Annotated in this window: 24 protein-coding genes; 13 read left to right on the top strand and 11 right to left on the bottom strand. The window is 73.2% G+C overall.

What is annotated here, in order from left to right:
- The first annotated feature begins 60 nt into the window (after positions 1-60).
- The gene (locus ACFWUY_RS13300; RefSeq protein ID WP_384106659.1) at positions 61-2,169 is read left to right on the top strand and encodes a molybdopterin oxidoreductase family protein; all 2,109 of its coding nucleotides are present in this window, start codon (positions 61-63) and stop codon (positions 2,167-2,169) included.
- Positions 2,170-2,289: 120 nt separating this feature from the next.
- Here ACFWUY_RS13300 and cutA read toward each other — a convergent pair whose 3' ends face one another.
- From cutA to ACFWUY_RS13320, 4 genes are read right to left on the bottom strand one after another with little or no spacing between them, the layout of a single operon-like run.
- Complete coding sequence (gene cutA / locus ACFWUY_RS13305) at positions 2,290-3,012, bottom strand: divalent cation tolerance protein CutA (protein ID WP_384106660.1); 723 nt, start codon at positions 3,010-3,012, stop codon at positions 2,290-2,292.
- Positions 3,009-4,922 carry an ABC transporter ATP-binding protein gene (locus ACFWUY_RS13310; protein WP_384106662.1) on the bottom strand — a complete coding sequence of 638 codons (1,914 nt, stop codon included), beginning with the start codon at positions 4,920-4,922 and terminating at the stop codon, positions 3,009-3,011. Before ACFWUY_RS13310 ends, cutA begins: the two co-directional genes overlap by 4 nt.
- Positions 4,919-6,652, bottom strand: coding sequence for an ABC transporter ATP-binding protein (locus ACFWUY_RS13315; protein ID WP_384106664.1), 1,734 nt, complete (start codon positions 6,650-6,652; stop codon positions 4,919-4,921). The genes ACFWUY_RS13310 and ACFWUY_RS13315 overlap by 4 nt, the downstream gene beginning before the upstream one ends.
- A 12-nt stretch (positions 6,653-6,664) precedes the next feature.
- Positions 6,665-7,267, bottom strand: a complete 603-nt coding sequence (locus ACFWUY_RS13320; RefSeq protein ID WP_384106666.1) for an NADPH-dependent FMN reductase — start codon at positions 7,265-7,267, stop codon at positions 6,665-6,667.
- A 91-nt stretch (positions 7,268-7,358) separates the two neighbouring features.
- Here ACFWUY_RS13320 and ACFWUY_RS13325 point away from each other — a divergent pair, with 91 nt between their 5' ends.
- The 5 genes from ACFWUY_RS13325 to ACFWUY_RS13345 all read left to right on the top strand — a co-directional run bounded on the left by ACFWUY_RS13325 (position 7,359) and on the right by ACFWUY_RS13345 (position 11,928).
- Positions 7,359-8,120: an aminotransferase class IV gene (locus tag ACFWUY_RS13325; protein ID WP_384106668.1), complete on the top strand. Its 762-nt coding sequence runs from the start codon at positions 7,359-7,361 to the stop codon at positions 8,118-8,120.
- Positions 8,121-8,250: 130 nt separating this feature from the next.
- A complete protein-coding gene (locus ACFWUY_RS13330) occupies positions 8,251-9,957 on the top strand; it encodes a right-handed parallel beta-helix repeat-containing protein (protein ID WP_384106670.1) in 1,707 nt (568 codons plus the stop codon).
- A complete protein-coding gene (locus ACFWUY_RS13335; RefSeq protein ID WP_384106672.1) occupies positions 9,950-10,360 on the top strand; it encodes a hypothetical protein in 411 nt (136 codons plus the stop codon). The genes ACFWUY_RS13330 and ACFWUY_RS13335 overlap by 8 nt, the downstream gene beginning before the upstream one ends.
- Positions 10,361-10,701: 341 nt before the next feature.
- Positions 10,702-11,208, top strand: coding sequence for a hypothetical protein (locus tag ACFWUY_RS13340; protein ID WP_384106674.1), 507 nt, complete (start codon positions 10,702-10,704; stop codon positions 11,206-11,208).
- A 102-nt stretch (positions 11,209-11,310) separates the two neighbouring features.
- Positions 11,311-11,928, top strand: coding sequence for a class F sortase (locus tag ACFWUY_RS13345; RefSeq protein WP_384106676.1), 618 nt, complete (start codon positions 11,311-11,313; stop codon positions 11,926-11,928).
- Positions 11,929-11,932: 4 nt separating this feature from the next.
- Here ACFWUY_RS13345 and ACFWUY_RS13350 read toward each other — a convergent pair whose 3' ends face one another.
- From ACFWUY_RS13350 to ACFWUY_RS13360, 3 genes are read right to left on the bottom strand one after another with little or no spacing between them, the layout of a single operon-like run.
- On the bottom strand, positions 11,933-12,718 hold the full coding sequence (locus ACFWUY_RS13350; protein ID WP_384106678.1) for a sulfite exporter TauE/SafE family protein: 786 nt from the start codon (positions 12,716-12,718) through the stop codon (positions 11,933-11,935).
- A 37-nt stretch (positions 12,719-12,755) separates the two neighbouring features.
- Entirely contained in the window at positions 12,756-12,947 is a 192-nt protein-coding gene (locus ACFWUY_RS13355; RefSeq protein ID WP_384106680.1) for a hypothetical protein, read from the bottom strand.
- Positions 12,940-14,361, bottom strand: a complete 1,422-nt coding sequence (locus ACFWUY_RS13360) for a ferric reductase-like transmembrane domain-containing protein (protein ID WP_384106682.1) — start codon at positions 14,359-14,361, stop codon at positions 12,940-12,942. The genes ACFWUY_RS13355 and ACFWUY_RS13360 overlap by 8 nt, the downstream gene beginning before the upstream one ends.
- Positions 14,362-14,558: 197 nt before the next feature.
- Here ACFWUY_RS13360 and ACFWUY_RS13365 point away from each other — a divergent pair, with 197 nt between their 5' ends.
- From ACFWUY_RS13365 to ACFWUY_RS13390, 6 genes are all read left to right on the top strand, one after another.
- On the top strand, positions 14,559-15,749 hold the full coding sequence (locus ACFWUY_RS13365; RefSeq protein WP_384106685.1) for an NAD(P)/FAD-dependent oxidoreductase: 1,191 nt from the start codon (positions 14,559-14,561) through the stop codon (positions 15,747-15,749).
- Position 15,750: 1 nt separating this feature from the next.
- The gene (gene nirB, locus ACFWUY_RS13370; RefSeq protein ID WP_384106688.1) at positions 15,751-18,306 is read left to right on the top strand and encodes a nitrite reductase large subunit NirB; all 2,556 of its coding nucleotides are present in this window, start codon (positions 15,751-15,753) and stop codon (positions 18,304-18,306) included.
- Positions 18,303-18,659 carry a nitrite reductase small subunit NirD gene (gene nirD / locus ACFWUY_RS13375; protein WP_384106691.1) on the top strand — a complete coding sequence of 119 codons (357 nt, stop codon included), beginning with the start codon at positions 18,303-18,305 and terminating at the stop codon, positions 18,657-18,659. Before nirB ends, nirD begins: the two co-directional genes overlap by 4 nt.
- Positions 18,660-18,696: 37 nt before the next feature.
- Entirely contained in the window at positions 18,697-19,281 is a 585-nt protein-coding gene (locus ACFWUY_RS13380; protein WP_384106694.1) for a TetR/AcrR family transcriptional regulator, read from the top strand.
- A gap of 97 nt (positions 19,282-19,378) precedes the next feature.
- Positions 19,379-20,773: an MFS transporter gene (locus tag ACFWUY_RS13385; protein ID WP_384106696.1), complete on the top strand. Its 1,395-nt coding sequence runs from the start codon at positions 19,379-19,381 to the stop codon at positions 20,771-20,773.
- A gap of 24 nt (positions 20,774-20,797) precedes the next feature.
- Positions 20,798-21,559: an SDR family NAD(P)-dependent oxidoreductase gene (locus tag ACFWUY_RS13390; protein WP_384106870.1), complete on the top strand. Its 762-nt coding sequence runs from the start codon at positions 20,798-20,800 to the stop codon at positions 21,557-21,559.
- Positions 21,560-21,580: 21 nt separating this feature from the next.
- On the opposite strand, the gene ACFWUY_RS13395 is transcribed toward ACFWUY_RS13390, so the two are convergent.
- From ACFWUY_RS13395 to ACFWUY_RS13405, 3 genes are all read right to left on the bottom strand, one after another.
- Complete coding sequence (locus tag ACFWUY_RS13395; protein ID WP_384106698.1) at positions 21,581-21,994, bottom strand: VOC family protein; 414 nt, start codon at positions 21,992-21,994, stop codon at positions 21,581-21,583.
- Between the two features lie 122 nt (positions 21,995-22,116).
- Entirely contained in the window at positions 22,117-22,566 is a 450-nt protein-coding gene (locus ACFWUY_RS13400) for a group III truncated hemoglobin (protein WP_384106700.1), read from the bottom strand.
- 68 nt (positions 22,567-22,634) lie between these two features.
- Entirely contained in the window at positions 22,635-22,907 is a 273-nt protein-coding gene (locus ACFWUY_RS13405) for a hypothetical protein (protein WP_384106702.1), read from the bottom strand.
- Positions 22,908-23,112: 205 nt separating this feature from the next.
- Between ACFWUY_RS13405 and ACFWUY_RS13410 the strand changes: the two genes are divergently transcribed.
- Entirely contained in the window at positions 23,113-24,273 is a 1,161-nt protein-coding gene (locus ACFWUY_RS13410) for an alkaline phosphatase PhoX (RefSeq protein WP_384106704.1), read from the top strand.
- Here the strand turns inward: ACFWUY_RS13410 and ACFWUY_RS13415 are convergent.
- Complete coding sequence (locus ACFWUY_RS13415) at positions 24,243-25,277, bottom strand: helix-turn-helix domain-containing protein (protein WP_384106707.1); 1,035 nt, start codon at positions 25,275-25,277, stop codon at positions 24,243-24,245. The two genes, ACFWUY_RS13410 and ACFWUY_RS13415, sit on opposite strands and share 31 nt — an antisense overlap.
- Positions 25,278-25,837: the final 560 nt, after the last annotated feature.

Consider the following 25,837-nt stretch of genomic DNA (forward strand, 5'->3'; position numbering starts at 1 on the left):
GCACCGCGCCCGTAATACGCGGCGCCGCCCCGCGTAACACGTCTGACGCACGCTGGCCTCATGTCCGAGGTCACCGCCGTACCCACCCACTGCCCCTACTGCGCCCTGCAGTGCGGCATGTCGCTCCGCCCCACCGGCGTCCCGGAGCTGCCCGCCGAGGTGGTCGACCGGACCGACTTCCCCGTCAACAGGGGCGCCCTGTGCGGCAAGGGCCGCACCGCCCCCTCCGTACTCTCCTCCCGGGTCAGGCTCACCGAGCCCCTGGTCCGATGCCCTGACACGGGGGCCCTGACGCCCGCGACCTGGGAGGAGGCACTCGCCGCCGTCGCCGAGGGGCTGAGCCGGACCCGCGCCGACCACGGCCCGGACGCCGTGGGGGTCTTCGGCGGCGGCGGCCTCACCAACGAGAAGGCGTACACGCTCGGGAAGTTCGCCCGGCTGGTCCTCGGCACCTCGCAGATCGACTACAACGGGCGCTTCTGCATGTCCTCGGCCGCCGCCGCGCACGGCAGGGCCTTCGGCCTCGACCGGGGACTCCCCTTCCCCCTGGAGGACATCCCGCGGACCGGCTGCGTGATCCTCGTCGGCTCCAACCTCGCCGAGACCATGCCGCCCGCCCTCCGCTACCTCACCGAGCTGAAGGAGAACGGCGGCAAGCTGATCGTCATCGACCCGCGCCGCACCCGCACCGCCGAACAGGCCGATCTGCACCTCGCGCCGCGCCCCGGCACCGACCTCGCGCTCGCCCTCGGCATGCTGCACCTCGTCGTCGCCGAGGGCCGGGTGGACGAGGAGTTCGTCGCCGAGCGCACCTCCGGCTGGGAGGCCGCGCGCGCCGGGGCCATGTCCCACTGGCCCGAGCAGGTCGAGCGGATCACCGGCGTGCCCGTGCCGCGGCTCCGGGAGGCCGTCGCGCTGTTCTCCGACGCGCCCACCGGCATGGTGCTCACCGCGCGCGGCCCCGAGCAGCAGTCCAAGGGGACGGACACCGTCGGCGCCTGGATCAACCTGTGCCTCGCCACCGGAAAGGCGGGGCGGCCGCTCAGCGGCTACGGCTGCCTCACCGGCCAGGGCAACGGCCAGGGCGGCCGCGAGCACGGCCAGAAGGCCGACCAGCTGCCCGGCTACCGCAAGCTCGACGACCCGGCCGCACGCGCGCACGTGGCCGGGGTGTGGGGAGTGCCGCCCGAGTCGCTGCCGGGCCCCGGGCGGAGCGCGTACGAGCTCCTCGACGCGCTCGGCGGCGACGTGAAGTCCCTGCTCCTCATGGGCTCCAACCCGGTGGTCTCCGCGCCGCGCGCCGCGCACGTCGAGGAGCGGCTGCGGTCGCTCGACTTCCTCGCCGTCGCCGACGTCGTCCTCTCCGAGACCGCCGCGCTCGCCGACGTCGTGCTGCCCGTCACCCAGTGGGCGGAGGAGACCGGCACCATGACCAACCTGGAGGGCCGGGTGCTGCTCCGCCGCCGCGCCCTCACCCCGCCCGCCGGGGTGCGCAGCGACCTGGAGGTGCTGCACGCGCTCGCCGGGCTCCTCGGCTGGGAGAAGGGCTTCTCCGCCGACCCGGAGGAGGTCTTCGAGGAGCTGCGCCGCGCCTCGGCGGGCGGGCCCGCCGACTACGCGGGCATCAGCTACCGGCGGATCGAGGAGGAGCAGGGCGTGTTCTGGCCCTGCCCCACGCCCGAACACGAGGGAACGCCCCGGCTGTTCCTCGACCGGTTCGCGACCCCCGACGGGCGGGCCAGGTTCGTGCCGGTGGTGCACCGGGCGGCGGCCGAGGAAACGGACGCCGAGTACCCGGTCGTCCTCACCACCGGCCGGGTCGTCTCCCAGTACCAGTCGGGGGCGCAGACCCGGCGGGTCGCCGAGCTGAACGCGGCGGCGCCCGGTCCCTTCGTGGAGCTCCATCCCCGGGTCGCCGAGCGGCTCGGGGTGGCCGAGGGCGAGCGGGTCGCGGTGGTCTCGCGGCGCGGCCGGGCCGTGGCCCCGGCCCGGATCACGACGGCCATCCGGCCGGACACGGTCTTCATGCCGTTCCACTGGTACGGGGAGGGGCGGGCGAACACGCTCGTGAACCCGGCGCTCGACCCTATCTCCCGGATGCCCGAGTTCAAGGTGTGCGCGGTCCGCCTGGAGCCGGCCGCTCCCGAGGACACCGCGGGCCCGGCCTGACCGGTGGACCCGGCCTGACCGACGGATCCGACCTGACCGACGGGCCCGGCCCGACCGACGGGCCCGGCCCGACCGACGGGCCCGGCCCGACCGACGGGCCCGGCCCGACCTGCGGGTTCCCTACGCCCGGTTGAACCAGTCGCCGCTCTCGATGACCGGGCCGAGGGGCGCGTCCGCCGCCGCCGCGAACACCCAGGCGGAGACCCGCGCCCCGTCCCGTACCCGTACGACGTCCATCGCCACCCGCTCGTACCCGACGGGCAGCTCGAGGCGGTCGAGCAGGCCGAACAGCTCGCCGTAGTCGCCGGACGCGGGCGTGAGCAGGGTGCCGACCACCCGGCCCCCCTTCGCCGGGACGACGTACGGATGGCCGGGCCCGTCGTGCAGGACCGCCCCGTGCAGCACGGCGTCCGTCTCGGTCCCGATCCGGCCGGCGAGGAACCGGTCGTGGTTGTACGCGCCGGGGCGCAGCGTCCCGTACACGAAGAACGGCCGCTCGGCGGCCGCCGGGCTCTCGATCATCGGGGCCGCCGCCGAGGTCTCCCGCTCGACCCAGCGGGCGTAGTCCTCGGAGACCCGGGTCACCCGGACGGCGAGGATCTCGGGCGTCTCGTAGTCGTGGGCGGCGAGCAGGTGCGCCTCGAGGGCCGGGTGGCGGGCCTCGGTGGTCTTGAAGACCACCTGCCACTCCTCGGCGGTCTCGATCGCGCCCCGCCAGTGGTAGACGGAGGTGACGGGCCCGACGACCTGCGCGCAGGCGGCGAGCCGGGCCTCGACGGCGCCGCGCGCCAGGGCGTCGGCCTTGGCGCGCGCGTCGGTGGTGGTGGTGACGGTGACGATCACGTCTCCACCGTACGGGCGAACTGGGCGGCGTGCAGCCGGGCGTACGCCCCTCCGGCGGCGAGCAGTTCCTCGTGGGTTCCCTGCTCGGCGATCGAGCCGCGCTCCATCACCAGGATCGTGTCGGCGTCCCGGATCGTGGAGAGCCGGTGGGCGACGACGAAGCTGGTCCGCCCGGCGCGCAGCGAGGACATGGCCTGCTGCACGAGGAGTTCGGTGCGGGTGTCGACGGAGCTGGTGGCCTCGTCGAGGACGAGGATCACCGGGTCGGCGAGGAAGGCGCGGGCCAGGGTGATCAGCTGCTTCTCACCCGCGCTGAGGCCTCCGCCGTCCTCGTCGAGGACGGTGTCGTACCCCTCGGGCAGGGTGCGGACGAACCGGTCGGCGTGCGCGGCCCGCGCGGCCTCGACGATCCGCTCCCTGGAGACCTCGCCGGGCACCCCGTACGCGATGTTGTCGGCGATGGTGCCGCCGAACAGCCAGGTGTCCTGGAGGACCATGCCGGTGCCGGAGCGCAGTTCCTCCCGGGTCATCGCGGCCGTGTCGACGCCGTCGAGGGTGATCCGGCCGCCGGTGACCTCGTGGAAGCGCAGGAGCAGGTTGACCAGGGTGGTCTTGCCCGCGCCCGTGGGGCCGACGATGGCGACGGTGCTGCCGGGTTCGACGGTGAGCGACAGGTCCTCGATGAGCGGCTTGCCGTCCTCGTAGTGGAAGGCGACCTTCTCGAAGGAGACCCGGCCGCGGAGCTCGGCGGGCCGCCGCGGTTCCTTCGGGTCCGGGGACTCCTCCTCGGCGTCGAGGAGGTCGAAGACCCGTTCCGCGGAGGCCACTCCGGACTGGAGGAGGTTGGCCATGGCGGCGACCTGGGTGATGGGGCCGTTGAAGTCGTACGAGTACTGGACGAAGGCCTGCACGTCGCCGACGGAGAGGGTGCCGCTCGCCACCCGCAGGCCGCCGACCACGGCGATGACGACGTAGTTCAGGTTGCCGACGAAGGTCAGGGCCGGCTGGATGAACCCGGACACGAACTGGGCGCGGAAGCTCGCCCGGTACAGCTCCTCGCCGAGCTCGTCGAAGCGGCGAACGGCCTCGGCCCGCCGCCCGAAGGCGACGACCTCGGTGTGGCCGGTGATCATCTCCTCGACGTGGCTGCCGAGCCGGCCGGTGACCGCCCACTGCTTCACGAACTGCGGCTGGGCGCGGCGCCCGACGAAGGCGGCGACGGCGACCGAGACGGGGACGGTGGCGAGGGCGACGAGGGCGAGCAGCGGGGAGATCCAGAACATCATCGCGAGGACGCCGACCAGGGTGAGGAGGGCGCGGACCATCTGGCTGAAGGCCTGCTGGAGGGTCTGGACGATGTTGTCGATGTCGTTGGTGGTGCGGGAGAGGACCTCGCCGCGCGACTGCCGGTCGAGATACGTCAGGGGCAGTTTCGCCAGCTTGTGCTGGGCCCGCTTCCTGAGCCGGTGCCCGGCCCGCTGGACGACGGTGGTGGCGATCCGCAGCTGGACCCAGGTGAGCAGGGAGGAGCCGGCGACGACGAGGACGGAGAGGGCGAGGACCCGGCCGACGGCCGCGAAGTCGACCCCGGCCGGGCCGGTGGCGCCGGTGACGACGAGGTCGGTGGCGCGGCCGAGGAGGAGCGGGCCGAGGACGGAGAGGGAGACGCCCGTGGCGCCGGCGGCGAGGACGGCGAGGAGCCGGGCCTTGTCGGGGGCGAGGGTGCGCAGGAGCCGGAGCCCCGAGGAGCGGAAGGAGAGGGAGCGTTCGAGGGAGGGGGCGGCGGGGAGGCCGGGGCCGCGCTGGGGGGTGGGGCCGGTGCGGGCGGGGGCGGGGGAGGCGGTGGACGGCTTCTCCGTCGTGCGCGTGCTTCCGGTGCCCTCCGCGCGGCTCTCCGTGGCCGTACTCATGCGGCTTCCTCCTCGGTGAGCTGGGAGAGGACGATCTCCCGGTAGGTGGCGTTGTCCGCCATCAGGGACGGGTGGGTGCCGTCGCCGACGTTCCGGCCCCGGTCGAGGACGACGATCCGGTCGGCGTCCCGGATGGTGGAGACCCGCTGGGCGACGATCACGACGGTCGCGTCGGCGGTCTCCTCCCGCAGGGCGGCGCGGAGCCGGGCGTCGGTCCGGGGGTCGAGGGCGGAGAAGGAGTCGTCGAAGAGGTAGAGGCGGGGGCGGGCGACGAGGACCCGGGCGATGGCGAGCCGCTGCCGCTGGCCGCCGGAGAAGTTGGTGCCTCCCTGGGAGACGGGCGCGTCGAGGCCGTCGTCGAGTTCGCGTACGAAGTCGGCGGCCTGGGCGACCTCGAGGGCGTGCCAGAGTTCCTCGTCGGTGGCGTCGGGCCTGCCGTACCGGAGGTTGGTGGCGACGGTCCCGGAGAAGAGGTACGGCTTCTGCGGGACGAGTCCCACGGTCTTCGCCATCAGTTCGGGGTCGAGCCTCCTGACGTCGACGCCGTCGACGAGGACCTCGCCGCCGGTGGCGTCGAAGAGCCGGGGCACGAGCCCGAGCAGCGTCGACTTGCCACTGCCGGTCGAGCCGATGATCGCGGTGGTCTCACCGGGCCGGGCGACGAGCCCGACGTCCTTGAGCACCGACTCCTCCGCACCCGGGTAGCGGAAGACCGCGCCCTTGACCTCCAGATGCCCCCGCCGGTCCAGCGTCCGCACCGGCTCCGACGGCGGCACCACGCTCGACTCGGTCGCCAGGACCTCGCCGACGCGCTCCGCGCCCGCCTCGGCCCTGGGCATGTGCATGAGCAGGAAGAGGACCATCATCACGGACATGGAGATCTGGAGCTGGTAGCCGAGGAAGGCGAAGAGCTCGCCCGGCCGGAGGGCGCCCGTGTCGATGCGGTGGGCACCGGCGTACACGAGGGCGACCGTCGTCAGCTGCCAGACGATGAGCACCGTCGGGAACATGAGGGCCTGGAGCCGGCCGGCCCGGAGGCCGACGGAGAGCAGTTCGTCGTTGGCGGCGGCGAACCGCTCCCGCTCGTGCCGGTCCCGGACGAAGGCGCGGACCACCCGGACGCCGGTGATCTGCTCGCGCAGCACCCGGTTGGCGCGGTCGACACGCTCCTGCATGCCGCGGAAGAGGGGCCGCAACCGCAGGACGACGGTGCCGACGGCCCCGGCCATCACGGGCACGAAGAGGAACAGGACCAGGGCGAGCGGCACGTCCTGGCGCAGGGCCATGGCGATGCCGCCGATGCAGAGGAGCGGCGCGGCGACCAGCATGGTCAGGACGAGGACGGTGAACGTCTGGATCTGCTGGACGTCGTTGGTGGTACGGGTGATGAGGGAGGCGGCGCCGAAGCGGCCCCGCTCCCGCGCGGAGAAGTCCTGCACCCGGCGGAAGACCTCGGAGCGCAGGTCACGGGCGACGCCCATGGCGATCCTGGCGCCGGTGTAGGTGGCGGCGGCCGCGGCCGCCGCCTGGAGGAGGGTGACGGCGATCATCGCGGCGCCGCCGGTGAGGACACGGTCGGTGTCCCCGCGCAGGACGCCCTGGTCGATGACGTCGGCGTTGAGGGTGGGCAGGGTGAGGGAGGCCAGGGTCTGGACGAGCTGGAGGGCGACGAGGAGGGCGAGGAGGGCCCGGTAGGGCCTGAGGCGGGGGGCGAGCAGACGCAGCAACATGGTGACGGTTCCTCACGCGCCGTACGGGCGGATCGCCTTGGCGTCCTTCAGGGCCCTGGCCCACCAGCCGAGCTGGTCGAGGAGCACCTTGGCCGCGCCCTCGACGGGGGCGGGGTCCTTGTGCCGGCCCTCGCCGTCGAACTGCCCGTGGGCGTGGTGGAAGGAGACGGTCTCGCGGACGGTGACGGCGTGCAGCTCGGCGTAGACCTGGCGGAGCTGTTCGACGGCCCGCAGGCCGCCGGAGATGCCGCCGTAGGAGACGAAGCCGACGGGCTTGGCGTGCCATTCGGCGTAGTGCCGGTCGATCAGGTTCTTGAGGGAGGCGGGGAAGGAGTGGTTGTACTCGGGGGTGATGACGACGAAGGCGTCGGCGGCCTCCAACACCGGGGTGACCTTGGCGAGTTCGGCGCGGACGGCCGGGGAGGGGGTGGGGGAGAGGGAGGTGGGGAGGTCGATCTCGGCGAGGTCGACGACGGTGACGGTGAAGTCGTCGCGCTCGGCGAGGCGGGAGCGGAACCAGTCGGTGATGACGGGTGCGAAGCGGCCTTCGCGGTCGCTCGCGACGACGAGGGCGAGGTGGAGGGGCAGGGTCCGCGTGGAGTTCGTGGTGTCCATGTCGATGATCGTGGTACCTCAAGTTTGGTTGAGGTCAAGCGGTGATCCGAGGCCGCCCTCAAAGCCCTTCCCCCGGACGTACGGTGAGGGCATGACGACTCCGCCCGAGCACATCGAGATCGACGGCGTCCCCGCCGCCGACCCGGCGCTGCTCGCCACCCTCATGAGCGGCTTCGGCCACTTCACGGCGATGCAGGTACGGGACGGCCGGGTGAAGGGCCTCGACCGGCACCTCGCCCGCCTCGACCGCTCCACCCGCGAGCTCTTCGGCCGGGAACTGGACGGGAAGCGGGTCCGCGGCCTCGTCGCCGGAGCCCTGGAGACGGCCGGGCGCCGGGACGCCTCGGTACGGGTGTACGTGTACGAGGGCGCCCGCCTCGCGGTGACCGTCGCCCCGCCGGCCCCCGACGGCCCCGGCGCCCCGCAGCGCCTGACGACCGTCGACTACTGGCGCCCCGCGCCCCACATCAAGCACCTGGGCGGCTTCGGCCAGAGCTACCACCGCGAGGCGGCGCGGCGGGCCGGCTACGACGAGGCCCTGCTGACCTCCCCGTACGGCGAGATCGCCGAGGGCGCGATCACCAACATCGCCTTCTGGGACGGCACTTCCCTGGTCTGGCCGTCCGCGCCCTGCCTGGAGGGGATCACCATGACCCTCCTGGAGACCCGGCTGCCGTCGGTCCGGCGCCCGGTCACCCTGGCCGACCTGCCCGGTTACCGGACCGCCCTGGTGACCAACTCCCGGAGCATCGCGCCCGTGACGTCGATCGACGAGGTCACGTTCGCGGTGGACGAGGAGCTGATGGGGCGGGTGTACTCGGCGTACGACGCGGTGGAGCGGGACGCGCTGTAGAACGGCACGGTCGGTAGAGCAGAGCGCGCCGCGGAACGGCACGGGCCGCACGACGGCGCCGGCCGGACGGAGCCACGGACTTCACGACCTCACACCTCACGCCTCACACCTCACGGGGGAGTCATCGGACATGGTCGCGAGATACGTCGTCTCGCCGCGCGGCGGTCGTCGCACCCACCCCGACATCGCGTCGGCGCTCCGCGCGGCCGCCGCGCGGGGCCGGGCGGCGCTGATCGAGATCGCACCCGGCCGTTACGAGGAGTTCCTCGACATCAGGGGTGAGGTGCGGCTGGTCGCGGCCGAGGGCCCCGGCTCCGTCGTGGTCGGCCTGCCCCGCGGCCCCGTCCTGCTCTCGGCCGGATCGGTCGGCGTCCACGGACTCACCCTGGTCGGACGGGAGTCCGTCGTCGCCGGCTGCCACGCGGGAACGCTCACGCTCGAACACACGGAGGTCTGGGCGCACGGCGGCGTCGGAGTGCACGCCCCGCCGGGCACCTCCGTCACCCTGCGGGACAGCGTCGTCGCCCACGGCCGGACGCTCTTCACCGGGAGTGTCGGACTCGTCGAACGGTGCCGGTTCACCGACGCCGCGGACAACGCGATCGCCGTGATCGAAGGCGCCCGGGTCGTGGTCCGGGGCAGCAGGATCGAGGGCAGCCGGATCCACGGGCTGCGGGTCAGCGACGCACAGGCGGAGGTCGTCGGCTGCGAGCTGACCGACACCGGGCAGGCGGCCCTCATGGCGGACGCCCGGGCACGGCTCACCGTGGCGGACTGCGCGATCACCTCCGTCCACGGGGAGGGAGTCACGTTCATCGAGCAGTCCCGGGGCTCCGTCGACACCACGAGGGTCACCGGAGCACGGCACGGGATCGCCGCGGCGAGCGGCGCCGACCCGGTGGTGCGCGGCTGCGTCCTCACCGACTGCCGTGACACCGGCATCTACGTCCGCACCGCCGCCAGGGGCCGGTTCGAGGACTGCCAGGTCCTCGGCGCGGGCAACGTCGCGGTGTTCGCGTCCGAGGGCGGGACGCCGGAGGTCCACGACTGCCGCGTCTCGGGAGGCAATGTCGGCATCGCCGTCACCGAGGGGGGCCGGGGCCGGTTCACCGGGATCGCGGTGGAGGATCTGACGAACTCGGCGCTGCGGGTCTGGAACGGCTCGGAAGGCCTGTTCGAGCACGTCCGGGTGGACCGCTGCACGCTGGGCCTGGACACCAAGGGGGACGGCGGGACCACGGCCGGCCTCACCGATGTGGTGTTCCGCGACTTCGAGACCGCCGTGACCGCGCTCGGCCAGTCCAGGGTCACGCTCAAGAGGGTGACGGCCGAGCGGGGCGTGGTGGGGTTCGGCGTCGGTGAGGAGGCACAGCTGTTCGTCCACGACAGCACGGTCACGGCGGTGAGCGTCGGCGGCGCCGTCGCCTTCGGCAGAGGGAAGCTCCGGGCGAGGCACCTGACGGTGAACGGGTCGGAGGGAACCGGTCTCACCGCGAGCGAGTCCGGCTACATGGACGTCGGGAACAGCGAGTTCACCGACTGCGCGAGCGCGGGCGCCGCCTTCACCGACGAGAGCGGAGGCCGCCTGGTGGACTGCTCGGTGAACGGGACACGGGGACGCGCCGTCCTGCACAACGGCCGCGTCGAGCTCGTCTCGTTGCGCACGTCGCTCCCGGTCGTACGGAAGACCGTCCGCACGGTCGAGCAGGCACCGACGATCATCAACAACTACGCGGGACCCGTGATCAACGGCCCGGTCGACAACAGCCAGTTCTCGTGGAACAACGACACCGCCACCCAGAACCAGACGACAGAGGACGGTCCGACCCATGAGTGATCCGCAGGAAGCGCAGCACCCGAACGACGGCCCGGTCTTCCACGGCTCCGTCTCGCACTCCCAGTTCGCCTGGAACAACGAGACGGTCACCCAGAACCAGCGGAGCGACACCACGGTCGCACCGGGGTACGAGGCGCTCGCCGAGCTGGTGCGCGAACTCCTCCGGCAGCTGCCCCAGGCGGGCCTCCCCGATCAGGACCGCGAGGACGCGGCAGCCGCCGCCGAGGAGGTCCTCGCGGAGATCACCGGGCCGGAGGCCGTCGAGGAGAGCAGGGTGCGCCGGGCGCTCACCACCTTGCGGGGCGCCCTCGCCCCGGTGGCGACGGGCGTCGCGGCCGGCACGACGATGGGCGCACAGGAATGGGCCCTGGCGGCGATCGGCGGCCTGACCGGGATCGGGTAGGCGCCGGTTCACGAGCGGGGCCCGAGCAGGGCGGGAACCGAGCCGAGCAGGGCCAGGTCAGGTCCGCTCGGTCAGGTCCCGCTCGGCCCGGTCCCCCGGACAGGTCGGGAACCCTGGTCACCCGTTCGGCACGGGCTACCGACCGACGCGTCGAAACCCGCGCTGACCTGCGTAAACACCCGGAATCCAGGCGACACACCGTATCGGACGGCCCAATCCTGATGCCTCATCAGCAGGCGGCGGGCGCGTGACGGCTCTTATCTCGGTCACAGAAGGCCGTTCCGGGAAGTCCCTCCCGGGAGGCCGATCCGCTCGACCGCTCGCGCGCCCCGGAGGCCCCCATGCGCACCACTGTCCGTCTGTTCACCGGTACCGCGCTGACGGTCGCCGCGATCGGAGCCTTCGCCGTCCCCTCGGCGTACGCCGGGAACTCCGAAGCGCTGGAGGTCTACCCCTCCGAGGCCACCCCCGGCACCACCGTCACCGTCAACACGCTCGCCTGCGGCAAGCACGGCCGCGGCGTCGGGGACGCGAACTCGCTGGGCGCGGGTGAGTTCCATCTGCACCCGAGCACGCACAAAGAGGTCGTGGTCGGACAGTTCACCGTGCCGGAGCACGCCAAGCCCGGCACCTACGGCATCAGCGTGGCCTGCGACAACGGCAAGACGGCCCGGGGTGACCTGACGGTCAAGCACCGGCGCCCCAGCGGCCACGTCCAGACCGGTGTCGGGGGCAGCGTCGGCCCTGACACCGCCCAGGTCACGGCGGGCGCGGCGGTGCTGGCCGCGGCTGCCGTGGGCGGGGTCCTGCTCCTGCGCCGCCGGGCGAGCGGCGCGCGGGGGCACTGAGACCACCCGCCTGTCCTGCCCCCGCCGCGCGCCCGTACACGGCCCGGCGGGGGCAGGGCCACACCCCCAGCAGCAGGGAAGCGAACCGACCGAGGGAACCCAGTGAGCAACAGGAGCAAGGGCTGGGGCATAGCCGTGGCCGCCTGCGTCGGGCTCTGGCTCGTCCAGGACGGATCGGAGCAGGTCACCCCGCCCGTACCGTCGGCCGCGCAGGCCTTCGCCGCCGGGCCGAGCGTGCACACCGACGCGGCCGCCGACCCGCTGCCGCCGTCGGCGCCGGTCCGGCTGCGCATCCCCGAGACCGACGTGGACACCCCGATGATGCGGCTCGGCCTGGCCGCGGACGGTTCGCTCGGCGTACCGCCGGCCGGGAACCGGAACATGGCCGGCTGGTACGAGGACGGCACCCCGCCCGGCGCCAAGGGCACGGCGATCGTCGCGGGCCACGTCGACAACGCCGAGGGACCCGCCGTCTTCTACACGCTCGGCGCGCTGAAGAAGGGCCACCGGATCGAGGTGGACCGGCAGGACGGCAGGACCGCCGTGTTCACGGTCGACGCGGTCGAGGTGTACGAGAACGAGGAGTTCCCGGACCGGAAGGTGTACGACGAGGCCGACCGGGCCGAGATCCGGGTGATCACCTGCGGCGGCGGCTTCTCGAAGAAGAACGGCTACCAGGGGAACGTGGTCGCCTTCGGCCACCTCATCGGAGTGCGCTGAGCCGTCACGCCCACTGGTCGAAGGCGAGCTTCGCGACCAGCGACAGGACCACGACGAGCAGCACCCCGCGCACGAACTCGGCGCCCTTGCTCAGGGCCATCCGCGCCCCGACGGTCCCGCCGACCAGGTTGAAGACCGCCATGACGGCGGCGAGCTGCCAGTACACGCTGCCCTGGTACGCGAACATGGCGAGCGCGCCCGCGTTGGTGCAGACGTTGACGATCTTGGCGGTGGCGGAGGCCGTCACCAGGTCGAGGTGGAGCACGGCGGTCAGGGCGAGGACCAGGAAGGTGCCGGTGCCCGGCCCGAACAGGCCGTCGTAGAAACCGATCCCGCCGCCGACCACGACGATCGCGGTCACGATCCGGGCCCGGGTCAGCGGCGCCCGCTCCTCCCCCGCCGGCTTCGCGCCGAACGAGGGCCGCAGCATCACGAAGGCCGCCACCGCGAGCAGCACCACCATGATGACCGGACGCAGGACGTCGCTGCTGATCCCGGCCGCGAAGAAGGCGCCGCCCATGGAGCCCGCGAGGGCCGCGAGACCGATGCGCACCGCCGTCCAGACCTGTACGGGCGCCTTGCGGACGTAGGTGACGGCGGCCCCGGTGGTGCCGACGATCGCGACGGCCTTGTTGGTGCCGAGGATGTGCGCGGCGGGGACGTTCGGCAGGCCGAGCAGCAGGGCGGGCAGCAGGAGCAGTCCGCCGCCGCCGACCACGGCGTCGATCCAGCCCGCCACGAGCGCGGCGAGGCAGAGCAGGACAAGGGTGGTCAGCGATGTCTCGGGCATGGCCGTGAGCCTAGGGAGGGGATCGTTGACCCGTCCATCAATCGTCTGATCGTTGAGCTAGCTCTGAGCTTGCGGCCCCGGGCGCCCGGTCGGGCGCGGGCGGGGCGGCCGGGGTGACGGCGGCCGTGAGGAGGGTCGCGGCGAGCGCGCCGGTGCCGAGGAGCGCGGCGGCGAGGCGCCGCCGGGCCTGCTGGACCGTGGGCACGCGCGGGGTGCCGTGTCTACCCATGGTCGAAGTCCTCACGGTGGATGCGGGAGGCCGGCACCCCGGCCCTGATCAGGTGGGCGGTGGCGGCCCTGGCCATCGCCGGCGGGCCGCACAGGTACACGTCGTGGGCGGCGAGGTCCGGCACGAGGTCGCGGAGCGCGCGGGGCGCGAGGGGGTCGAAGGAGCCGTCCGACGGGCCGAGGAGGTAGTGGAGTGCGGCCCGCCGTTCGCGGGCGATGCCCTCCAGCTCCTCGCGCAGTACGAGACCGCCCGCGTCGGACGCCCGGTAGAGGAGGGTCACGTCGCCCGGCCCGCCGGGCAGCGTCTCGAAGAGCGCGCGCAGCGGGGTGATGCCGACCCCTCCGGCGAGCAGCAGGACCTTGCGGCGGGTGCGCCGGTGCGCGGTGAGCGCGCCGAACGGGCCCGTCGCCAGGACCCGGGTGCCGGGGCGGAGCCGCCGGATGCGGCGCGTGTGGTCGCCGAGCGCCTTCACGGTGATCCGCAGGGTGTCGTCGCGGACCGGCGCCGACAGGGAGAAGGGCAGCGCGGTCGCCCACAGTCCGCGCCGCAGGAACCGCCAGCGGAAGAACTGGCCGGGTTCGGCGCACAGCCGGGCCACTCCCCTGCCGCGCACGAGGACCGACACGACCCCGGGGCCCTCGTCGCGGACCTCGACGACCCGCAGGTCGTGGCGGAGGGCGGCGCGGGCGGGGACGACGATCCGGTACCAGAGGAGGAGGACGGCGACGGTGCCGTGGGCCATCGACCAGAGCCAGCGGGTGAGGAGACCGCCGGCGAGGTCGGGGCCCGCGAACTGGTGGACGAAGCCGAGGGCGGCGGCGAGGAGCCCGCCGAGGTGGATCGCCCGCCAGGTCTCGTGCCGGACCCTGCGCCGCACGGCCCGGGCGGAGCTGACGCCGACGGCGACGAACAGGGCGGTGCCCGCGGTGGCGGCGGCGATCGCCCCGTACCCGAGGAGGTCCTCGGTGGCGGTGACGAGGTCGGTACGGGTGTGGACGGCGTGGCCCCAGAGGGCGAGGAGCGCGTGGGCGCCGATCAGGCCGAGGGCGTACCGGCCGCCGAGGGCGTGCCAGCGGGCGAGCCGGTCGGCGCCGACGCCGTGCTCGACGGCCGGAACGCGGGCCATGAGCAGCAGCAGGACGAGGACGCCGTATCCGGCGAGGAGGCCGGTGAGGTGGGCGCCGGACGCGAAGAGGGCGTCGAGCCGTGCGGAGGGCCGGGCCTGGAGCCCCCAGAGCAGGGCGACGGCCCCCGCGCCGGCGACGATCGCGGTCCGCAGCCGCTCGGGAGGAAGCCTCAGCGCGGGGGCGGGGGCAGGAGCGGCAGCCGCAGCCGTCGGAACAGGCGCGGGCGGCTGCCGGCCGGGGAGGGGTACGTAGAGAGGATGGCTGGCCTCGGTGGTCACATCCGGCACCCTAGGTCCGCCCGTATACGGGAATCCGCAGCTCAGCCCCCTCCCCCGGATCCTTAAGGCGGGCTTGAGCCGAGGCTGACCGCGGGTTAACCCTCCCGGGCCCTCACAGCGGGCGGGCCCGGGGGCGGAGATCAGCGTTCCGTACGGGAAACAGTCGGGATCCCGTCGGGAAACACCGGCCGCGCACGCTTCCCGGTATGAGTACACGGATCGTGGTGGTCGGGGGCGGGACGGCGGGCGCCCGGCTCGCCCAGCGCCTGCCCGTCACCCTCGTCGGCGAGGAGCCGCACGCCCCCTACAACAGGGTGCTGCTCGCCGACGTCCTCGCCGGGCGGTACGCCCCCGAGGTGATCGCCCTGCCCGAGACCCGGGAGCCGGTACGGCTCGGGGTGCGGGCCGTGCGGATCGACCGGGCGGCCCGGACGGTGGAGTGCGCGGACGGTTCGCTGGTCGGCTACGACCGGCTGGTCCTCGCCACGGGCTCCAACCCGGTGCTTCCGCCGCTGCGCGGACTGCGCGGGGCGGAACTCCCGGAGGGCGTCCACGCCTTCCGTACGCTCGACGACTGCCTGGCGCTGCGCGACCGGGTCCGGCCCGGGACGCGGGCGGTGGTCATCGGCGGCGGGCTCCTCGGGGTCTCGGCGACGCGGGCCCTCGCGGCCCTCGGCGCCGAGGTGGTCCTCACCCAGCAGGGCGAGCGCCTGATGGAGCGCCAGCTCGACGCGCACGCCTCGGCGTTGCTGCGCGAGCACGTCGAGGCCCTCGGGGTCGAGGTGCACACCGAGTGCCGGGTGAGCGGGCTCCGTCAGCGGGACGGGGCGGTGACGGCGGTCGAACTGGCCGACGGCTTCGTGCTCGACGCCCAGGTCGTGGTCCTGGCGTGCGGGGTGCGGCCGCGCGTCGCCCTCGCCAGGGAGGCGGGGCTCGACGTCGGCCGGGGCGTCCTCGTCGACGACGAGCTGCGGACGTCCGACCCGTACATCCACGCGGTCGGGGACTGCGCCGAGCACGACGGCCGGGTCTACGGCCTGGCCGGCCCGGCACTCGAACAGGCGGACGTCCTGGCGGACCTGCTCACCCGCGGCGCGCCCGCGGCGCGCTACTCCGGCACCCGTGCCCTCACCCGTCTCACGCTCGGCGGCTCGCAGCCGCTCGATCTCGCCGCCTTCGGCGACGCCACCCCCCGGCCGGGCGACGACGTCGTCCAGCTCACCGACGCCACGCGCAGCGCGTACCGCAAGGTCGTCGTCCGCGGGGACCGGCTCGTCGGGGGCGTCCTCCTCGGCGATCTGGCCGCGGTCGGCGCGCTCGCACGGGCCTGGGAGGGCGACGAAGCCCTCCCGGAGGCCCCCCTGCTCCACCTGCTCACCCACGACGGAGGCTCCTGACATGAGCGCTGACATGACCGCGCACACCCCGACGATCGTCCTGGTCGGCCACGGAATGGTCGGCCAGCGGTTCCTGGAGTCGCTCGCCGACCGTGGGGTCACCGAGCGGGCCAGGATCGTGGTGCTCTGCGAGGAGCCGCGCCCCGCGTACGACCGCGTGCAGCTGACCTCGTACTTCTCCGGCAAGACCCCGGACGACCTGTCGATGGTCGAGGCGGGCTTCATGGAGAAGCACGGCATCGAGCTGTACGTCGGCGATCCGGCGGAGTCGGTGGACCGGGAGGCCCGTACGGTCACCGCCCGTTCGGGGCGGGTCTTCGCGTACGACTCGCTCGTCCTGGCCACCGGCTCGTACCCGTTCGTGCCGCCGGTGCCCGGCAAGGACGCCCGCGGCTGTTTCGTCTACCGCACGATCGAGGACCTCCTGGCGATCGAGGAGTACGCGAAGACGGCGAGGACCGGCGCGGTCGTCGGCGGCGGTCTGCTCGGTCTGGAGGCGGCGGGCGCGCTGAAGGGCCTCGGGCTCGACACCCACGTGGTGGAGTTCGCGCCGCGGCTCATGCCGGTGCAGGTCGACGAGGGCGGCGGTGCCGCGCTGCTCCGCACGATCGAGCGGATGGGGCTGACCGTCCACACCGGGACGGGCACGCAGGAGGTCGTGACGACGGACGGCGCCGTGACGGGCATGAAGCTGTCGGACGGCTCCGAGGTCGCCACGGACATGGTGGTGTTCTCGGCCGGTGTACGGCCCCGGGACCAGCTGGCCCGCGACTGCGGTCTGACCGTCGGGGAGCGCGGCGGCATCGCGGTCGACGAGCTGTGCCGGACGTCCGACCCGGCGGTGTTCGCGATCGGCGAGTGCGCGCTCGCCTCCGACGGCCGGGTGTACGGCCTGGTGGCGCCGGGCTACGAGATGGCGCAGACGGCGGCGGCGACGATCGCCGAGGGCACGGACGGGACCGTCGACGGGTTCACCGGTGCCGACATGTCGACGAAGCTGAAGCTGCTCGGTGTGGACGTGGCCTCCTTCGGTGACGCGCACGGCACGGCCGAGGGCTGCCTCGACGTCGTGTACTCCGACTCCCGTTCGGGCGTCTACAAGAAGCTGGTGATCTCCGGCGAAGGGGTGCTGCTCGGCGGCGTCCTGGTCGGCGACGCCGAGCAGTACGGACTGCTCCGGCCGCTCACCGGTACGGTGCCGCCGGTCTCGCCCGAGCAGCTGGTGCTCCCGGCGGGCGCGGGCGCGCCGGTGGCGCTCGGTCCCTCGGCACTGCCGGACGACGCGGTGATCTGCTCCTGCCACAACGTCACCAAGCACGCGATCGGCCAGTGCGAGTCGCTCGCCGAGGTGAAGAAGTGCACCAAGGCCGGTACGGGCTGCGGCAGTTGCGTGAAGGTGATCGAGAAACTGCTGCCGGCGCCCAAGGACAAGGGCCTCTGCGGCTGCTTCTCGTACACCCGGAGCGAGCTGTACGAGATCGCCCGCACCCTGCGGATCACCTCGTTCGCCGCGCTGCTCGACTCGCACGGGCGGGACGCGGCGAAGGGCGGGGAGGGCTGCGAGGTCTGCAAGCCGACCGTCGGCTCGATCCTGGCCAGCCTGAACAATGGTTACATCCTGGACGGCGAGCAGGCCTCCCTCCAGGACACCAACGACCACTTCCTCGCCAACATGCAGCGCAACGGCTCCTACTCGGTCGTGCCGCGCATCCCCGGCGGCGAGATCACCCCGGACAAGCTGATCGTGATCGGCGAGGTGGCCCGCGACTTCGGCCTCTACACGAAGATCACGGGCGGCCAGCGGATCGACCTCTTCGGCGCCCGGGTGGACCAGCTCCCGGCGATCTGGACGCGGCTCGTGGACGCGGGCTTCGAGTCGGGGCACGCGTACGGCAAGTCGCTGCGCACGGTGAAGTCCTGCGTCGGGCAGACCTGGTGCCGGTACGGCGTCCAGGACTCGGTGAAGATGGCGATCCAGCTGGAGCTGCGCTACCGGGGCCTGCGCGCCCCGCACAAGCTCAAGTCGGCGGTCTCGGGCTGCGCCCGCGAGTGCGCGGAGGCGCAGTCGAAGGACTTCGGGATCATCGCGACGGCCAACGGCTGGAACCTGTACGTCGGCGGGAACGGCGGCGCGACCCCGCGCCACGCGGACCTGCTCGCGCAGGACCTGTCGGACGCCGAACTGGTCCGGCTGATCGACCGGTTCCTGATGTTCTACATCCGGACGGCGGACCGTCTTGAGCGGACGTCGACGTGGCTGGAGCGCCTGGAGGGCGGGCTCGACCACCTCAAGGAGGTGGTGGTGCGCGACTCGCTGGGCCTCTGCGACGAGCTGGAGGCGCTGATGGCGGCGCACGTCGACGACTACCAGGACGAGTGGGCGCAGACCCTGGACGACCCGGAGCGGCTGCGGCGCTTCGTGTCCTTCGTGAACGCGCCGGACGCGCCGGACCCGTCGGTCCGGTTCGTGCCGGAGCGCGACCAGATCAAGCCGGACCTCACGATCCTGACGCTCGGCAGGACGAACAGCACGCTGGAAGGGGCTTCCTCCCGATGACGACGACTCTCACCTCCCTCACCACCACGACGCTCGAAGTCTCCCCCTCCCCCGACGCGTGGGTGCCGGTCTGCGAGGAGTCCCGGCTGACCCCGGGCCGGGGCGTGGCGGCGCTGCTGCCGGACGGCCGGCAGGTGGCGGTCTTCCGGGACCGCACGGGACGCCTTTACGCGATCGACAACCGCGACCCGTTCACGGGGGCCCAGGTGCTGTCCCGGGGGCTCGTCGGCTCGGCGGACGGCCGGCCGTTCGTGGCCTCGCCGCTCCTGAAGCAGCGTTTCGACCTGGAGACGGGGCGGTGCCTGGACGACGACGAGGTCGCGGTGGCGGTATATCCCGTACGCGGCAAGTGACTTGACCGACCGTTCCAGATAGCCGTACGGTCTCCCCGTGGCCAGGACCAAGGAATTCGATCCGGACGCCGCGCTCCAGGCCGCTCTCGAGCTGTTCTGGGCGCGCGGCTACGAGGCGACGACGATGTCGGACCTCGTGGAGCGCCTCGGCATCGGCCGGGCCAGCCTCTACGCGACCTTCGGGAACAAGCACGAGCTGTACCTGAAGGCGATGGACCGCTACCTGGAGACGCGCGACCCGCGGATGGTCGAGGAACTGTCCGCACCGGGCCCGGCCCTGCCGGCCGTCCGGGCGCTCGTCCGCCGCTTCGCCGCCCAGGCGTCGACGGACGAGGAACGCCTGAACGGCTGCTTCGTCACCAACTCGGCGGCGGAACTGGGGCCGCACGACACCACCGTCGCGCGCCGGGTCGAGATGAGCTGGGAGCTGATCGAGACGCTCCTGTACGCGGCGCTCACCCGGGCCCGCGCCGGGGGCGAACTCCCGGCCGACCGGGACCCACGGGCCCTGGCCCGGATGCTGCTCGTCCTGATGCAGGGGATCAGGGTGGTCGGCAAGGCCTCGACGGAGCCGGGCAGGGTCCTGGACGCGGCGGAGCAGGCACTGACACTGCTCGACTGAAGAACGAACTGAAGAACGGGCGCCGCAGAGGCGCCCTTTCTTCGGCGCTCATATTGGAACGAACGGTCAAGTAAAGCACTGCTCGGGGGGATGGATCATGCAAGCGGCGCAGGCGCGTGGGCACGACGGAACGACCGCCGACGACCGGCCCGGCACGTCCGGCACTCCCGACCGGAGGGCCCGCACCCGTGGCGGATTCGTCCTCCTCGGCGGCATGCAGATGACGCTCATCTTCACGCTCGCCGCCCTCGCCGTCCCCCTCCCCCGCATCGGCGCCGAGTTCCGGCTCGACCGCGCCGACCTGATCCTGCTGAGCGCCGCCTACGGGCTGACCTTCGCCGGACTGCTCCTGCTCGGCGGCCGGCTCGCCGACCGGTTCGGCGGACGCCGGACCCTCACCGCCGGGCTCCTGCTCTTCGGCGCCGCCTCCGCCCTCGCACCGCTCGCTCCCGGATACGAGGCGCTGCTCGCCGCCCGCTTCGGGCAGGGCGTCGGCGCGGCGCTCGTCGCCCCGGCCGCGATGGCCGTGCTCCGGGCACTGTTCCCGGCACCGGTCGCGTACGGCCGGGCCATGGCCACCTGGGGCGGGCTCTCCGTGCTCGGCGCGACCGCGGGGAACCTGCTCTCCGGGGTGATCGCGGCCGCCACCTCCTGGCGCGGCACCTTCGCCGTACCGGTCGCCGTGACCGTCGCCGCGCTGCTCCTCGCACCCCGGCTGCTGCCCGCGACCCCGCCCGGCGCGGACCGGGCCCTGGACCTGCCCGGCGCGCTGCTCGCGACCGCCGGGATCACGCTCGCCAGCTTCGGACTCGTCCTCACCGACGCCCACGCATGGGGCTCGGCCCCGGTCCTCGTCCCGCTGCTCACCGGCCTTGCGCTCCTCGCGGCCTTCGCGGCCGTGGAGCGGCGGACGGCCGACCCGCTCCTGCCGCCGGACTTCCCGCGCGACGGCCGCCGCGCCCTGGGCCTCGCGGCGATCGGGCTCACGGCGGCCGGAACGGCCACGGTCTTCGTGCTGCTGTCCCTCGCCCTCCAGGAGGGGCGCGGCTGGTCCCCGCTGCTCACCTCCGCCGCCTTCGTACCCTTCGCGGTCGTGCTGCTCGGCTCGGGCCGGCTCGCGGGCCCGCTGATCGGGCGGTACGGCCCCGGGCGCGTGACCGGAGCCGGGCTCGGCACGGCCGCCGCCGGGCTCGGCCTGCTCGCCGCGACCGGCTTCGACGGCTCCGTCCCGTACGCGTACGGACTGCTGCCCGGCCTCCTGCTGCTGCCGGCCGGTGGCGCCCTGTCCTTCGCGGGCGCCGCCGTCCTCGCCGTCGAGGGCGTCCCCGCGGACCGCGCGGGGCTCGCGGGAGGCGTCCTGAACACGGCGATGGAGCTCGGCCCGACCGTGCTCTTCGCCGCACTGCTCACCCTCGGCGGCGACGCGGTGTCGCTGGCGGCCGCGGCCGCCCTGTTCACCGCTCTCGCCGCCGTCACGATCCGCACCAGGTAAACGCATCTCCAAGGGAGTCGCATGATGTCCGCACGCTTCACCGACCGCACCGTCCTCGTCACCGGCGGCGGCTCCGGTCTCGGCCGGGCCATCGCGCTCGCCTTCGCCGCCGAGGGCGCGAAGGTCGTCGTCGCCGGCCGTACCGCCGAGCCGCTCGAAGAGACGGTCGCCCTGATCGAGGCCGCCGGAGGCACCGCGGCCGCGGTCACGGCCGACGTGTCCGGCGCCGAGTCCACGCGGGAGCTGGTCCGGCGCGCGGTCGAGCTCTTCGGGGGTCTGGACGTCGCCGTGAACAACGCCGGCGTCTTCCGGGGCGGCCACAGCGCGGCCGACTTCCCCCTGGAGGACTGGCAGACGCTGCTCGACGTCAACGTGACGGGGGTGCTGCACGCCCTGCAGGCCGAGGTGGCGCACATGCGGGCGCACGGCGGCGGGGCGATCGTGAACATCTCGTCCAACCTGGGCCCGCACGTCCGGATCCCCGGAGCCTTCGGCTACCAGGTCTCGAAGGCGGCCGTCTCGGCCCTCACCAGGGCCGCGGCCCTGGACCACATCGCCGACGGCGTCCGGATCAACGCGGTCAGCCCCGGCGCCTCGGAGTCCACGATGTCGCTGCTGCCCGGCGAGACCGAGGGGGAGCGGGCGGTCCGGATGAAGGAGGAGTCGCCGCTCGGCCGGATCTCGTCGGCCGACGAGATCGCGGCGGCCGTGCTGTACCTCGCCTCCGACGCGGCGGGCTCCGCCGTCGGCACCGACCTGGTGATCGACGGCGGGGTCTCCGCCTGACGTACGTCGGAGCCCGGGGGCTCAGCCCTGGGCGGCCGCCGGGTCCATCCAGAAGACCTCCCAGTGGTGGCCGTCCAGGTCGGCGAAGGACCGGCCGTACATGAAGCCCATGTCCATCGGCTCCTTCGCCGGGCTGCCGCCGGCGGCGAGGGCCGCTTCGGCCAGCTCGTCGGCCTTCGCACGGCTCTCGGCGCTCAGGGTGATGAGCACCTCGGTGGCCTTCGTGGCGTCGGAGATGTCCTTGCCCGGGGCGGTGAAGCTCTTGAACTTCTCCTCGGTGAGCAGCATCGCGAAGATCGTGTCGCTGATGACGACACAGGCGGCGGTCTCGTCGCTGAACTGCGGGTTGATGGAGTAGCCGAGCTTCTCGTAGAAGGCCTTGCTGGCGTCGAGGTCCTTCACGGGCAGGTTCACGAAGATCATCTGCGGGGCCATGATGCGCTCTCTCTTCCTTCGGTCCGGCCCGCTCGGTGCGTTCCGGCGCTTGCAAGAGGTAAGACGGGCGTCCTGCCCGGAACTCATCGCTCGCCCCGACGATTCTTCGAAGTTCTCCTCGCTCAGGCCACCGAGCGGAGCCGTAGTGCCGCCAAGGGGACGAATCCCCCGCTCCCGCCGCCGGTCTCCGACACGGGCCCGGCGAGCCGCCGCAACATCGCGAGGGCGATCCGCTCGCCCTGCGCCTTGGCCCGCTCGGCCCGTGGCCCGGTATACAGGCCGTCGACGCCTGCGTGCCAGAGCTGTACCCAGCGGCCGAAGTGGGCGGCGGTGAGGGGCCGGGCGGAGTGGAGCGCGGCGTGCGGGGCGTAGGCGTCGCGCCCGTAGGCGGCGGTACGGAGGAGGGCGCGCTCCCAGAAGTCGGTGATCCGCGGCAGGTGGGCCTCCAGGTCGGTGCCGGCGATCTCGGTGAAGAAGGGCCCGATGAGCGGGTCGGCGAAGGCCGCGGTGTAGAAGCGGCGCAGCAGTACGTCGAGGTCGTCGCGGTCGCGGATGTCCCGGGTGGCACGCATGCCTCCAGTGTCCACGGAGGCCTCCGCCCGCCCAAGTGACGAAGGTCCTCCGGACCGCCGGAGAGGCCTCAGGCCGTCCAGCGGTGGACGGTGTCCGTCGTGGCGTCGTACGTGAGCCGGCTGCCGTCGCCGAGCGGGCGGACCGGACCGTCGGCCGCGCCCCCGGGACAACGGACGCGCCCGCGTATCTCCAGGGTGCGGGCCGCGACCTCGAGTTCGGCCCCGCGCAGGAACAGGGCCCTGCCGCGACCGGTTCCCCGGCGCTCGAAAGGCATGCCGTAGACCAGTTCGCGCGCTCCCGGGAGCGCGACCGAATCGAGCAGGTGTGCGTCGACGTCCATGGCGAGAACCTGGCGTCCCGCACCGGCACACCCATACCGACACCGACGCTCCTCGCGCCCCCGGCTCCGAAGCTCCCGGTACCCGCCGCTTCCCCTTCACCGGTTGTTGATGCACAGTCAATTCCGTACTCCTAGGTTCCGGAAGCGCGACCCCGCCGCCGACCGGAGTGGCGGGGCGGTTCACCACCCTTCTCAGGAGTGAGACGTGGAGCGACGCAGTTTCCTGCGTGGAGCGGTCATCGGCACGTCGGCGGCGGCCTTCGGCGGCACCCTGATGCGCGGGGCCGCCTACGCGGCCCCCGCCCAGCCGGGCGCGGGCCCGTACGGGGCGCTCGGCGCCGCGAACGCCAACGGCATCCAGCTGCCGGCCGGGTTCACCAGCCGGATCATCGCCCGGTCCGGCCAGACCGTGGCCGGCACCTCGTACACCTGGCACAACGCCCCCGACGGCGGCGCCTGCTTCGCCGACGGGACCGGCTGGATCTATGTCTCCAACTCGGAGATCAACCCCGGCGGCGGCGCGAGCGCGGTGAAGTTCAGCTCGACGGGCGCCATCACCGGCGCGTACCGCATCCTCTCCAACACCCGCACCAACTGCGCGGGCGGCAAGACCCCGTGGAACACCTGGCTCTCCTGCGAGGAGGTCAGCCTCGGCTACGTCTACGAGACGGACCCGTACGGCGTGAACGCGGCGGTCCGCCGGGACGCCATGGGCAAGTTCAAGCACGAGGCCGCCGCCGCCGACCCCGTCCGCAAGGTGATCTACCTGACCGAGGACGAGACCAACGGCTGCCTCTACCGGTTCGTCCCCACCACCTGGGGCAACCTCTCCTCCGGGACGCTCCAGGTCCTGAAGGCCGGCACCGCCACCTCCGGCTCCTTCACCTGGGCCACCGTGCCGGACCCGGACGGCTCCCCGACGTACACCCGCGACCAGGTCTCGGGCGCCAAGCGGTTCAGCGGCGGCGAGGGCTGCCACTACGCCAACGACACCGTCTGGTTCACCACCAAGGGCGACAACCGGCTGTGGCAGCTCAACCTGGCCACCAGCACCTACGAGCTGGCCTACGACGACTCGCTGGTCTCCGGCGGCGGTGCCCCGCTCACCGGCGTCGACAACGTCACCGGCACCTCCTCCGGCGATCTGTTCGTCGCCGAGGACGGCGGCAACATGGAGATCTGCGTGATCACCCCGGACGACGTCGTGGCGCCGTTCCTGCGGATCACCGGCCAGTCCTCCTCCGAGATCTGCGGCCCCGCCTTCTCCCCCGACGGCAAGCGGCTGTACTTCTCCAGCCAGCGGGGCACCAGCGGCAGCTCGTCGGGCGGCATCACCTACGAGGTGACCGGCCCGTTCCGCGCGTAGCTCCTCGCGTAACACCCCGGTTCCACCGTCCGTTGGGCGCCGCCGAGCAGGGCGGCGCCCAACGGCGTGAGCGTGTGCAGGACCGCGTTGCCGTGGCGGAGGGTCGCGATGAGCCCGGCCTCGCGCAGCACGCCCGCGTGCTGGCTCGCCGAGGCCAGGGACACCCCGGCCCTGCGGGCCAGTTCGCTCGTCGTGCCGCCGTCGCCGATGGCGTGCAGGACGGCCGAGCGGGTCTGGCCGACCAGCTTGGCGAGCGAGGAGCCGCCCGGCGCCCGGACGGTCGGCGCCTCGCCGTGGGTGACGGGGTAGACGAGGACCGGCGGCAGCGCGGGATCGCGCAGCACGACGGGGGTCCCCCGGCAGAAGTACGAGGGCTGGAGCAGCAGCCCGCGCCCGTCGAGGTGGACGTCCCTGTCGACCGGGTAGTCGGCCTCCAGGACGGGCGCGCGCCAGCGCAGCATCGGCGGCAGCGAGGCGAGGAGTTCGTCGGCGCCGCCGTCCAGGAGGGCGCGGCCGCGGCGGGCGCGGTCGGCCTCGACCCGGGCCCGGATGTGCGGCCAGTACGGCTCGACGGCCGCCCGGTGATAGCTCCGCAGGGCCCCCACGAGCCGGTCGAAGGGCTCCGCGCCGCCGTCGGCGAGGGCGCGGAGCGAGTGGGGGACGGTCCGGCCGCCGGAACGGTCGGCGGCGAGCAGCGAGAGCTCGGCGCGGAGCCGGCCGGAGTCGGTCGCGCGGATCGCCTGGAGGCCCTCGTCGAGCCCGTGGACGCCTTCGGCAGGCGTCAGGAAGTCGGGGAAATAGCCGCGGCTGGGCACGAGCGCGGCGAGGATCCTGGTCTCACCGCCGAGCCGCATGCGGGCTTCGGAGCGCCATTCTCCGTAGACGACGGAGCCGCGCCGGTCCCTTAAACGATGAAAGCTCAGAATCGTTTCCCACAGAACATCGGGCCGGGCGGCCGTCCGCACCCCCGCCAAGTCGTTTCCGGTGAAATGAATCCGCAGCATGACGTCCCCACCTGTGCACTCGCAACCACCCCCGACGACGAGTATGCACAGCATCACTGCACGTTACCAGGGTGTTTCAGCCACAGTTGAAAAGCATCGCGGCGAGCGGGGCGGAACCGAAAAGCTGTACGGGTCGGGCAGGAAACCTTCAGGACCGAGGTGACGTGGTGGAGACCGTGGGGGGCTTTGCCCGTCCGGCGGCGGTCGGCGAGGGTTGCGGCTCACCTGCCCGGCATCGGTAAAGGGCGCGGCCTCCGGGTGGGGATCCGGAGGTCGCGCCCGCTCCGTTCTTTGCCGGAGAAACGGAAAGTTTAATGGCCAATAATTCAATCGGCTTCAATTGAACGAGAACTCAATTCCGCCCAAAATCAAAACGACGGGACGGACACCTCCGCACAAAGGTGTCCGTCCCGTCTCCCTTGGTTCCGGAGCCGCCGCCCGCCGGTGAGGGTGAGAGATGACCGGCGGCGGCCCCGGTGGTTCCCGCGCCGCCCCTGCTGAACGGTGGTTCAGCAGGGGCGGCGACCGTTCCTGAACCCCGGTTCAGGAGGGCCCGACCG

Origin of the sequence: Streptomyces sp. NPDC058664, assembly GCF_042716635.1 — a bacterium.
In the GTDB taxonomy this organism is placed as follows: Bacteria; Actinomycetota; Actinomycetes; order Streptomycetales; family Streptomycetaceae; genus Streptomyces.

What these genes read in the sequence shown, in the direction of transcription:
- ACFWUY_RS13340 (WP_384106674.1), top strand. Translation starts at nt 10,702, where the DNA reads ATGCGCACCACTGTCCGTCTGTTCACCGGTACCGCGCTGACGGTCGCC.
- ACFWUY_RS13320 (WP_384106666.1), bottom strand. Translation starts at nt 7,267, where the DNA reads ATGGACACCACGAACTCCACGCGGACCCTGCCCCTCCACCTCGCCCTC.
- ACFWUY_RS13400 (WP_384106700.1), bottom strand. Translation starts at nt 22,566, where the DNA reads ATGCGTGCCACCCGGGACATCCGCGACCGCGACGACCTCGACGTACTG.
- ACFWUY_RS13335 (WP_384106672.1), top strand. Translation starts at nt 9,950, where the DNA reads ATGAGTGATCCGCAGGAAGCGCAGCACCCGAACGACGGCCCGGTCTTC.
- ACFWUY_RS13365 (WP_384106685.1), top strand. Translation starts at nt 14,559, where the DNA reads ATGAGTACACGGATCGTGGTGGTCGGGGGCGGGACGGCGGGCGCCCGG.
- ACFWUY_RS13315 (WP_384106664.1), bottom strand. Translation starts at nt 6,652, where the DNA reads ATGTTGCTGCGTCTGCTCGCCCCCCGCCTCAGGCCCTACCGGGCCCTC.
- ACFWUY_RS13405 (WP_384106702.1), bottom strand. Translation starts at nt 22,907, where the DNA reads ATGGACGTCGACGCACACCTGCTCGATTCGGTCGCGCTCCCGGGAGCG.
- nirD (WP_384106691.1), top strand. Translation starts at nt 18,303, where the DNA reads ATGACGACGACTCTCACCTCCCTCACCACCACGACGCTCGAAGTCTCC.
- ACFWUY_RS13390 (WP_384106870.1), top strand. Translation starts at nt 20,798, where the DNA reads ATGTCCGCACGCTTCACCGACCGCACCGTCCTCGTCACCGGCGGCGGC.
- ACFWUY_RS13355 (WP_384106680.1), bottom strand. Translation starts at nt 12,947, where the DNA reads ATGGGTAGACACGGCACCCCGCGCGTGCCCACGGTCCAGCAGGCCCGG.
- ACFWUY_RS13330 (WP_384106670.1), top strand. Translation starts at nt 8,251, where the DNA reads ATGGTCGCGAGATACGTCGTCTCGCCGCGCGGCGGTCGTCGCACCCAC.
- ACFWUY_RS13415 (WP_384106707.1), bottom strand. Translation starts at nt 25,277, where the DNA reads ATGCTGCGGATTCATTTCACCGGAAACGACTTGGCGGGGGTGCGGACG.
- ACFWUY_RS13385 (WP_384106696.1), top strand. Translation starts at nt 19,379, where the DNA reads ATGCAAGCGGCGCAGGCGCGTGGGCACGACGGAACGACCGCCGACGAC.
- ACFWUY_RS13395 (WP_384106698.1), bottom strand. Translation starts at nt 21,994, where the DNA reads ATGGCCCCGCAGATGATCTTCGTGAACCTGCCCGTGAAGGACCTCGAC.
- nirB (WP_384106688.1), top strand. Translation starts at nt 15,751, where the DNA reads ATGAGCGCTGACATGACCGCGCACACCCCGACGATCGTCCTGGTCGGC.
- ACFWUY_RS13300 (WP_384106659.1), top strand. Translation starts at nt 61, where the DNA reads ATGTCCGAGGTCACCGCCGTACCCACCCACTGCCCCTACTGCGCCCTG.
- ACFWUY_RS13325 (WP_384106668.1), top strand. Translation starts at nt 7,359, where the DNA reads ATGACGACTCCGCCCGAGCACATCGAGATCGACGGCGTCCCCGCCGCC.
- ACFWUY_RS13350 (WP_384106678.1), bottom strand. Translation starts at nt 12,718, where the DNA reads ATGCCCGAGACATCGCTGACCACCCTTGTCCTGCTCTGCCTCGCCGCG.
- ACFWUY_RS13310 (WP_384106662.1), bottom strand. Translation starts at nt 4,922, where the DNA reads ATGAGTACGGCCACGGAGAGCCGCGCGGAGGGCACCGGAAGCACGCGC.